At 35.0% G+C, this 6,306-nt stretch carries 6 protein-coding genes and 1 pseudogene; 6 read left to right on the top strand and 1 reads right to left on the bottom strand.

Going from position 1 to position 6,306, the window contains the following annotated elements:
• The 5 genes and pseudogenes from BLV54_RS15525 to pstB all read left to right on the top strand — a co-directional run.
• Window positions 1-89, top strand: a pseudogene (locus tag BLV54_RS15525) (cytochrome C554); the annotation flags it as partial.
• Between the two features lie 23 nt (window positions 90-112).
• Window positions 113-793, top strand: a complete 681-nt coding sequence (locus BLV54_RS08465) for a NapC/NirT family cytochrome c (RefSeq protein WP_090570555.1) — start codon at window positions 113-115, stop codon at window positions 791-793.
• Window positions 794-1,398: 605 nt separating this feature from the next.
• Window positions 1,399-2,346 carry a phosphate ABC transporter permease subunit PstC gene (gene pstC / locus BLV54_RS08460; RefSeq protein WP_090570552.1) on the top strand — a complete coding sequence of 316 codons (948 nt, stop codon included), beginning with the start codon at window positions 1,399-1,401 and terminating at the stop codon, window positions 2,344-2,346.
• 135 nt (window positions 2,347-2,481) lie between these two features.
• A complete protein-coding gene (gene pstA / locus BLV54_RS08455; protein WP_090570550.1) occupies window positions 2,482-3,408 on the top strand; it encodes a phosphate ABC transporter permease PstA in 927 nt (308 codons plus the stop codon).
• Entirely contained in the window at window positions 3,402-4,211 is an 810-nt protein-coding gene (gene pstB, locus BLV54_RS08450) for a phosphate ABC transporter ATP-binding protein PstB (RefSeq protein ID WP_090570547.1), read from the top strand. Before pstA ends, pstB begins: the two co-directional genes overlap by 7 nt.
• Window positions 4,212-4,738: 527 nt before the next feature.
• Here pstB and flgM read toward each other — a convergent pair.
• Window positions 4,739-5,047, bottom strand: a complete 309-nt coding sequence (gene flgM, locus BLV54_RS08445) for a flagellar biosynthesis anti-sigma factor FlgM (RefSeq protein WP_256329292.1) — start codon at window positions 5,045-5,047, stop codon at window positions 4,739-4,741.
• A gap of 222 nt (window positions 5,048-5,269) precedes the next feature.
• Here flgM and BLV54_RS08440 point away from each other — a divergent pair, with 222 nt between their 5' ends.
• The gene (locus tag BLV54_RS08440; protein WP_090570544.1) at window positions 5,270-6,007 is read left to right on the top strand and encodes an EI24 domain-containing protein; all 738 of its coding nucleotides are present in this window, start codon (window positions 5,270-5,272) and stop codon (window positions 6,005-6,007) included.
• Window positions 6,008-6,306: the final 299 nt, after the last annotated feature.

Here is a 6,306-nt window from a genome sequence, read left to right as displayed (position 1 = left end):
TGGATGGTGCTTTCGAGGGCGAGCCTAAATTCAAGTATCACGATGAATTCCAGGCAAGTGCCAAAGTAGGTGAAAAAGGAAAAGAATAAAACTGTAAAAAAGGAAAAGAATAATGACCGCACTACAAAAAGGATCGATTGGTAGTCTGTTGATTGGCGGACTACTGGGAATAGTATTGGTAGCAGTCGTATTCGGCGGGGAAGCAGCGCTTTCCACAGAAGGATTCTGTACCAGCTGCCACTCTATGACCTATCCGCAAGAAGAATTGAAACAATCCTCACATTATGGCGCACTGGGGGTTAATCCTGGATGCAAGGATTGCCATATTCCTCAGGGTTTTGAGAATTTTCATTTGGCAGTTGCTACTCATATTGTGGATGGTGCGAGAGAGCTCTACCTTGAACTGGTTAATGATTACTCCACGCTGGAAAAATTTAATGAACGCAGGCTCATCATGGCGCATGATGCGCGCATGAACCTCAAGAAATGGGATAGCATCACCTGCAAAACCTGCCATAAAAATCCGCAGCCGCCAGGAGAGAGCGCTCAAGCTGAGCATAAGAAAATGCAAACTGAGGGTGCGACCTGTATAGATTGTCATCAGAATCTAGTCCATGCGGAAGTTCCGATGACTGATTTGAATGCGAGTCGCGCGGCTGGCAAGATGGTGTTGAAGCCAGAGGAAGGCGAGGAAGATACTGAGGAAGAAGACGACGAAGAAGAAGGCAGTGGTGAAGAAGCTAAAGGGGAAGACTCTGCCGAAGAAGACTCCGCTGATGAGGATGATGATTAGTTGTATTTGAGTCAAACAGAAGCTGAGGGATTTTAATTCTTATGAAATCAACACTTCACTCTATTGAGTGAAGTGTTGATTCAAAATCGATGGATTGATGAGTGTAGTAAGCTGTGGTGGGATGCTTTATTAATTTTCTGTTTACTAAGCAATAGTTGATGGAATATAGGTTGATTAACTTCCATAGTACGATTACATATTCCTGGCAAGAAGTTAAGTTATCAGTAGAAAATGGCTAATAGCTTAAGGTTTTTTTATTAGCTATAAATAACATTTTCTGCGAAAACGAAAACTAAATTTATCTGGATCTAACTTACTTCTATAGTTAGCATAAATATTTCATGAATAAACTAATAATTTGAGAAGTTAGAATTGAAATTAGTTTGTGATCTATATTTATATATTTAATATAAGCCAATATCTGAATTGATTAGGTATAGAAAGATATTCATTAAATAAATAAAATTATTTAATCATACTTAATAAAAATAAAGAATTAATTTTAATATTTTTTCAATACTTAATATTGATGTAATGCTTGTCATAAAAATGAAATGATTTTTATTTTAAAATAAACACAAATTAAATTTGTACAGAAAATTAATATGTATTCCAAAAATGTAAAGAGTACATGGGAGAAGAAAGACAGATCAACTGGTAATCTTCGGTATAGCTATAGGCGTCATTTAAAAGAAAAATTTATAGAACTGTTGCTGCTTTTAGCAGCTTTTTTTTCGATTTTAATTACCTTCTCTATTATTTTCATGCTGGTAAAAGAATCGATCATATTTTTTCAGCATGTTTCAATTTGGGAATTTCTTACAGACACACAATGGACGCCATTATTTGATGATGCACACTATGGTATCCTTCCCTTAGTTTCAGGAACAGTGGTGAGTTCAGTTATTGCGCTTCTAGTGGCGCTTCCATTAGGTACAACCATAGCTATTTATCTTTCTGAATTTGCATCTTATACAGTACGAGAGACTGCAAAACCATTTCTTGAATTGCTAGGAGGTATTCCTACTATAGTTTATGGTTATTTCGCTCTCTTATTCGTTACACCATTATTGCAGTTAATTATTCCTGATCTACCCGGATTTAGCTTGTTGTCTGCTGGATTAGTAATGGGAATAATGATTATTCCATATGTAAGCTCAATGACTGAAGATGCTATGCGTTCTGTGCCTATGCATTTACGGGAAGGATCTTATGCTATGGGTGCTACGAAATTTCAAACAGCTATCAAAGTTGTAATGCCCGCAGCTTTCTCAGGCATAGCAGCTGCTTATATTTTAGCTATTTCTCGGGCAGTTGGAGAAACTATGGTAGTAGCTATAGCTGCTGGAATGCAACCAAATTTAACATGGAATCCAATGGAACCGGCTGCAACAATTACCGCATATATTGTTCAGGTAAGTTTAGGTGATTTGCCGCATGGTAGCATTGGCTATCAAACTATTTTTGCAGCAGGACTAACTTTATTATTGATCACATTGATTTTTAATATACTTGGTCATTTATTACGTAAGCGATATCGTGAAACATATTAAAAAAGATAGTTCTCAATTCTAAAATAATTCAGATTATATTTAAGTTAAGCCTTGATGCTATTAAATCTAATGCAATTATTAACCAATGCTTTATTAAGTATGTTTGAAAAATTTTATTGTGATTGACCAGCGTTTATGAGTGATGAAAAGAAATTAGAAGAACTACGCGTTGTTATTGCGCGACATAAACGTAGGGATTTGATGTTTTTAATTGCGGGTGTGCTTGCTTTAATGATTGCTCTGTTGACATTTATAGCTTTATTTACACAAATGCTCATAGATGGTGCGCCTCGTTTATCCTGGGAATTTTTTACATCATTTCCTTCGCGTCGCCCAGAATCTGCAGGCATACTTTCAGCTTGGGTTGGAACTACGCTAGTAATGTTGGTTACAGCAATATCTGCTATACCACTTGGGGTAGCAGCCGGAGTTTATTTAGAAGAATACGCACCTAAAAATTTATTCACGGAACTAATAGAAATTAATGTTACCAATCTTGCAGGGGTACCTTCTATTATCTATGGTTTATTAGCATTGGGTCTGTTTGTTTATCAATTGGGTCTGGGGCAGAGTATTTTGGCTGCTGGATTAACTCTGGCTCTTTTGATTTTACCTATTGTTATTGTAGCAACTCGTGAGGCGATACGATCTATTCCAGTTGCAATTCGTGAGGGTTCTTATGCATTAGGTGCCACTAAGTGGGAAACAGTTGCTGATCATTTATTACCTTATTCTGCTCCGGGTATATTGACAGGTATCATCATTGGCTTAGCTCGGGCAATTGGTGAAACAGCACCTATTATAACAATTGGTGCATTGACTTTTATTGCGTTTCTACCCCCCTCACCAATAAAAAGTGAATTTCCATTTATATCATTTGAATGGTTGACAGCGCCTTTCACAGTGATGCCAATACAAATGTTTAATTGGGTATCACGACCTGAAGAGGAATTTCAGTTTAATGCGGCAGCAGCAGGATTGATTCTGGTTGTTATGACACTTGCGATGAATGCATTGGCTATTTATCTCCGTTATCGTATGCGTAAAAAAATCAAATGGTAAAAAATAGTTTAGTAGAATCTGAAGTGAATAGTCTCTCCCTTAACCAATATAAATCAATAGTTAAGAATTTGAATTTCTACTATGGGAGCTTTAATGCGCTGAAAAATATTGATATGGTTTTACATGAGAAGCAGGTAACTGCACTAATAGGTCCATCAGGCTGTGGTAAATCTACTTTTCTGCGATGCTTTAATAGAATGCACGATCTTTATCCTGGTAATCGGTATGAAGGTGATATAGTTCTTTATCCAGATAACGAGAATATTCTTTCTCCTCATGTTGATCCGATCGAAGTAAGAATGCGTATCAGTATGGTATTTCAAAAGCCGAACCCTTTTCCGAAATCGATCTATGAAAATGTCGCTTATGGATTGAAAGTGAGAGGTGTTAAACAACGTGCCATGCTAGATGAAAAAGTAGAAGATGCATTACGTAATGCAGCATTATGGGATGAAGTCAAAGACCGACTGAATGACCTTGCATTTAACTTATCTGGCGGACAACAACAGCGATTATGTATTGCAAGGGCGCTTGCAACTGATCCTGAAATATTATTATTTGATGAACCTACTTCGGCATTAGATCCAATTGCAACTGCTAGTATCGAAGAATTGATTGCTGATCTTAAAAATAAAGTAACTATACTTATAGTCACTCATAATATGCAACAAGCGGCTCGAGTTTCTGATTATACTGCTTATATGTATCTAGGTCAGTTAATAGAATTTGATACAACAGACACTATTTTTATCAAACCAAAGAATAAGCAAACAGAAGACTATATTACAGGGCGCTTTGGTTAGATTTTTTAATTTGGCGTATACGTATATTTAAGCAGATAAATTGTTCAAGATGCGAATGCCGTGAGGTAGGTGGTTTTTACCAATGGCTGGTAGGTTGAAAGAAACACATTTACTCAGTTGTTGATAAAGTCAGAGTCCAGCTACTACTGTTGATTTCTTGTTTGCTGAAGCAGTTTGGGAGCGATAATCAAGTTCCTCCAGGTTTTTGTTTAGGATTATCTATTTTGTCCTGGATAAATCATAATTGATTAATGATCAATTACTTACTTTGATACTCTCTCTTTCTATTAGAAATTTGAGTCACTAATCGAAAATCTGGTTAATCAATTCAACTTCGAGCTGAATCTTTAAGCTATCGTAAAATATTTACCAAGTTCTGTTGACGTTTAAATGAAGCAAAATCAATGCTGAGATAAACCGTATACATCCTATATAATTTCTGGCCATTTTTATATCATATAGAATATTCTTCTGTAACGTTTAATTTTATTGAAGAAACATTCAGTCAAATAACGCTTGTGTTTAAATTATGTATTATCTTTTTTGGATTGAATAAGCTCTTTTACTGTTTCTAACAGTCGGTCAGCAACTGCCTCAGAATTAACTTTAAAACGACCTTCAATTATTGCCTGCCTAATCTTTGCCACCTTAGCTGCATCTACGATTTCATTATTATTTTCGATGGAATGCGATAAAATAAAAGAAGAATCAATGCGCAAATTATTTTTTGATTGAGAAAAATATGGTGATTTAGTAGAAGTAGTTTTGTCATTATATTTTTGCTCATCACTATTAATGCTAATTGCTTGTGTTGGATTCGTATTATCTATTTTCAAGATAAAATCCTTTTTAATAGAGATTATTGATAATTTAACGATATCTAACCAAACTATTTCAGCTTGGATGAATATAATAAATATTTTCTAATATCTATTGTATTACATGCAATATATTTATGTCCTTAATTAATTTCCAAGAAATGAAAAATAACTGAATGGCTTTGGCTCAGATATTTTTTATATTTTTAAAGAATTTTGAATTCTCAGAGTTGATATTACATGATACAGATCTTTAATGCATTTTCACTAGCTTTCCGTAATCTTTTTAACCTTAAAATTTTATGGATACTAGTTTGGCCTCTCTTGGTAGCTAGTTTATTCTGGCTAATAGTTGGTGTTTTTATTTGGACTCCTTCAATTGAATGGATTACTGAACTTATTCCATTTACCTTTATGGAGAATTGGTTTGATGAGTCTGTTCTACTCAAGATTACTGATAGTATCGGGGGAATATTAAATGTAATTATTCTTGTTATTTTAGTGATTGTGACAGCCATGATAATAACTGCTCTGTTTGTCATGTCATCACTGATTGATTTTGTTGCTAAGCGATACTATCCACTACTTGAGCGAAAAAATGGGGGAAGTCTTGTGGGTAGCCTAATTCACATTATCTCTGCAATTATCGTATTTATCGTGTTGCTGGGTATTGCTTTACCTTTTTGGTTTGTTGGTGTTGGAATATTAGTGTCTTTTCTGGCTGCAGCATATTTAAATCAGCGATTATTTAGCTACGATGCATTATCAGAGCACGCCAGTAAGGAAGAATTAGAAATTTTGCTGACTACAAATAAATTATCGCTATGGGGTTTAGGGTTGTTGACTGGTCTCGTTCAATTTATACCAATACTGAATTTATTTGCTCCGACATTAACAGCATTAGCATTTATCCATTTTGAATTAGCACGACTAGATAATTACCGTCGTAAATCTAGCTTTGATTCTTCTCGAGAATAAACTTTCTGTTTTGGGGCAAAGCCTCTATGGTAATTTTTAAGGGATTATTGAGATCGAACAAAGTTAACTTTGAAAAATTGAACCAGGGGAATAAGTAAGATAGAAAAAACAAGTATGTCAGATCTTCTTATAGCAAAAACGGAATAGTTGCACCTAGATTTATGTATCACGCTGTTTTTACTTGGAGTATTATGAGAACAAACTGCTGCAATATGCTTTATAACACGCAACGCTCAATAGCCTATTATTTAATTTACTGGACAGTACATTATAATTCTGCTATTAAGAATACCGTCATT

The organism is Nitrosomonas sp. Nm33, assembly GCF_900107265.1.
In the GTDB taxonomy this organism is placed as follows: domain Bacteria; phylum Pseudomonadota; class Gammaproteobacteria; order Burkholderiales; family Nitrosomonadaceae; genus Nitrosomonas.
This window is presented reverse-complemented; position numbering and strand designations above follow the sequence as displayed.

What these genes read in the sequence shown, in the direction of transcription:
- pstA (WP_090570550.1), top strand. Translation starts at nt 2,482, where the DNA reads ATGAGTGATGAAAAGAAATTAGAAGAACTACGCGTTGTTATTGCGCGA.
- BLV54_RS08465 (WP_090570555.1), top strand. Translation starts at nt 113, where the DNA reads ATGACCGCACTACAAAAAGGATCGATTGGTAGTCTGTTGATTGGCGGA.
- pstC (WP_090570552.1), top strand. Translation starts at nt 1,399, where the DNA reads ATGTATTCCAAAAATGTAAAGAGTACATGGGAGAAGAAAGACAGATCA.
- pstB (WP_090570547.1), top strand. Translation starts at nt 3,402, where the DNA reads ATGGTAAAAAATAGTTTAGTAGAATCTGAAGTGAATAGTCTCTCCCTT.
- BLV54_RS08440 (WP_090570544.1), top strand. Translation starts at nt 5,270, where the DNA reads ATGATACAGATCTTTAATGCATTTTCACTAGCTTTCCGTAATCTTTTT.